The 2,849-nt window shown below is 62.1% G+C and carries 2 protein-coding genes and 1 pseudogene; all 3 read right to left on the bottom strand.

Annotated elements, in window-relative coordinates; all coding sequences use genetic code 11:
- Nucleotides 1–283: 283 nt before the first annotated feature.
- Entirely contained in the window at nt 284–1,612 is a 1,329-nt protein-coding gene (locus QZX93_RS03080) for a transposase (protein WP_295389111.1), read from the bottom strand.
- Nucleotides 1,613–2,062: 450 nt separating this feature from the next.
- Nucleotides 2,063–2,449, bottom strand: a pseudogene (locus tag QZX93_RS03075) (recombinase family protein); the annotation flags it as partial.
- A 47-nt stretch (nt 2,450–2,496) separates the two neighbouring features.
- On the bottom strand, nt 2,497–2,745 hold the full coding sequence (locus QZX93_RS03070) for a hypothetical protein (protein ID WP_295394339.1): 249 nt from the start codon (nt 2,743–2,745) through the stop codon (nt 2,497–2,499).
- Between the last annotated feature and the right edge of the window lie 104 nt (nt 2,746–2,849).

Here is a 2,849-nt window from a genome sequence, read left to right as displayed (position 1 = left end):
TCGAGTTTCATGTGCGCGTCAGGCTGAACGGTGGGGTCCCCGCGACGCCACCAACTGTTGGGGTGCTATCCTCCAACACAATGCCCCCACGCCACCGCGTTCCGGAAGGGGGGGGTCTGAACGATTACCCGCCGTCTCAAGTTGCCGATAAGCTAAAGTGCGCGATGCGCCGATGCGCCGATGCGTCAGGTTGAGGTATACCCCAGCCGGGCGTCGGGTGCACGGCCGAAAGTGCGTCAGGTTAGGGTCGATTTCTCCTCTAGCTGAAGTTTCCCGCTTTTCACTAGGCCACGAGCGCCATGACCGCGGCGAGTAGCGGATTTTGCGGGGGTTTGCCCGGATCCGCGCAATCGATACCGAAACCCTCGCCGCCGAGGTCCTGGGCCAGCCGCCGCCGAAGGTCCGCGAAGGCGTATTCGGTCCGTTTGGTGGTGGCATAGCGACGGGGCGGTGCCTTCGCCAACTGCTCGCCATAGATCCAGGTGATCGCGGTCGCGGCCATGCAGAAGTTCAAGTGATTGGTCACTGCCTCGGGAGTGCGGGTTTGGGTCTCGGCGCTGCCGATCTCCTGCTTGATTTCCCGAAAGCCGGCTTCGATTTTCCAGCGCGCCCCATAGTATTCGACGATCTGCGCCAACGACAAGGTTAAATCGGTCGTGACCAAAGCCACCCACTGGGTGCGACGAAAGACCCACACCACGCGCACCGGACAGCGCAGGGTCTTGAGCATGACCTGCCGCTCGACGGCCACCACCTCGCGCATCCGGCCATACAGGTGGAGGGTGTAGCGCTGGGCCTGCGCCTCAAGCGTGGTCGCCAGTTGAGCGGCCGTGCCGGCGCGTACCCCGTACTTGCGTGGTCGCCCCGGCCGTCCTGGCGTCGGGGTTGGCAACTCGTACAGGGCGGCATTGCTGCGCAGGCGCGAGAGTAAGTGCGCACGCGCCCCGAACTGAGCCCGTAGTGGTTTGAGCAACCCATTGTTACCGAACCAACTGTCGCAAACCACCAGCACTGGGACCGCGGTAAAGACGGCACCCAGACGTACGATCAGCGTGACCACTTGGTCAAACTTGGTCTGAAACACCTGCGGCTCGCCGCGCACCCGCACGCAGCGTGTGTGCAAGGTCAGGTAGCGAAAATAGAAGGCGAAGGCCAGCGGCAGACAGCACCAGCGCCCGTGGATGATTTTGAGCAAACCGACCGTGACAATCGTCTGCGCCCAGGGATATTGGCTCTGGTTGGTCTTGGCGGCGTGGTCGAACGTGTCCTGGCAGGCAAAGACCTTGCGCCCGGTCTTGGGATTGATCGAGTCGTCGACGGCCAGCAGCAGGCGCCCGTCGGTGAGTGGGTCGGGGATCGCCCGCCAGAGGATCTCCCAGACCGGCCCCCAGGCCAGTTTCACCGACGCCATGAAGGTGTAGTAGCGCGACTGCGCGATCGCCACGCCAAACAGGGTCGCGATCGTGCGCCGCAGACTGGAGGTCCGCGACGCCGTGATGGGCACCAGGATCGCTTGCAGCGTCAGCATGAACCAGCGCCAGCGCTCCTGCCCATGGTCGGTGGCCGGAAAGAGGGATTGGAATTGGGTCGCGAGAGCGGGTAAGATCGGCATCGAATGCGGGCTCGTTTGGTTTTCTAATCAACGGTTTAGTCACTTCTGATTATACTCCGAACCGAGTCCGCATTCACCTTAAGTCGCTGTATTTAAATCGCAATTACCTGCAGTGGCACACGCGCTCCGGGGCTGCGTAGATTGGCGGTTCCTTATATTAGAATCCACTAATATCAAATCACTTTTGGTGTACGATTGATTGCCGCGAATCGACCTCAGTCACCGTTCGCCGTTCCGACCATCCGGCCGGCGCGCTAATGTGCGGCCCACGCTCTCAAGGGCAGGAGCCGGGAATAGCATAGGCGGAATGATGACCAAGGCGGTCTATTAAAAGTAGGAAACTTCAGTCCTCTAGCTAACAGCTCCGACACGACCTCTCCGACCTCAATCTGACTGTCACTTTCAGAAGTCGCCTGCACTACCTACGTTCGGGGAACGGTTTTACGAAGTTTACCCCCTCGCAAGCAACTTCACACCATCTGCCCGCAACTCGCCCACGGTAGATGCGTGCCGGTACAGCGTCTGTCGGGTCATGCCCAACTCGCGGCACAGATCGCCCACCTTGGTTTCGGGCTGCCCCATCGCCGCCATGGCGAGGCGCAGCTTCGCCGCGGTCATCTTGAACGGCTGTCCACCCTTCCGGCCACGCGCCCGCGCCGACGCCAGACCGGCCACCGTGCGCTCCGAGATAAGTTCCCTTTCAAATTCAGAGAGGGCGGCGAAAATCCGGAACACCAGCTTGCCGGCCGGCGTGGCGGTGTCGATCGCCGCGCCCTGACCGGTCAGCACCTTCAGACCCACGCCGCGGGCGGTCAGGTCATGCACGGTGTTGATCAGGAGCGGCCCTTGGCTATGGCGGTTGCCCATGGAGCGCGCTGCGCCGCTCACCCCAAGTCATGCACGAAGACCCGCTCCCCCGCGCGGTCGAGTGCGAGCGCGTGTTCGACCACCCGCCGGTGGTGGGTGAAGACGATCACCTGGGTCCTGGCGGAGAAGTCGGCCAGGGCCTCCAGCGTGGCGCGCGCGCGTTCGTCGTCGAACTGGATGAGGATGTCGTCGACGATGAAGGGCAGGGGCGCCGCGCCGTCAAGATAGTTGTAGCGACCCACAAACATCCGCGCCCAGACCCACAAACATCGCGATTTCCAGCCCAGATTAAGTGCAAATAACGGGGGTCCCGGACCCAGATTATTTGCAAATGAGCCCACATTAACTGCCAACAGCCCACCAACATCCG

Origin of the sequence: uncultured Thiodictyon sp. (genome assembly GCF_903946935.1) — a bacterium.
In the GTDB taxonomy this organism is placed as follows: domain Bacteria; phylum Pseudomonadota; class Gammaproteobacteria; order Chromatiales; family Chromatiaceae; genus Thiodictyon.
The sequence above is the reverse complement of the archived record's forward strand: the minus strand, read 5'-3'. Positions and strand labels throughout refer to the sequence as shown.

Excerpts from the sequence above, each read along its gene's own strand:
- QZX93_RS03080 (WP_295389111.1), bottom strand. The coding sequence starts at position 1,612 with ATGCCGATCTTACCCGCTCTCGCGACCCAATTCCAATCCCTCTTTCCG.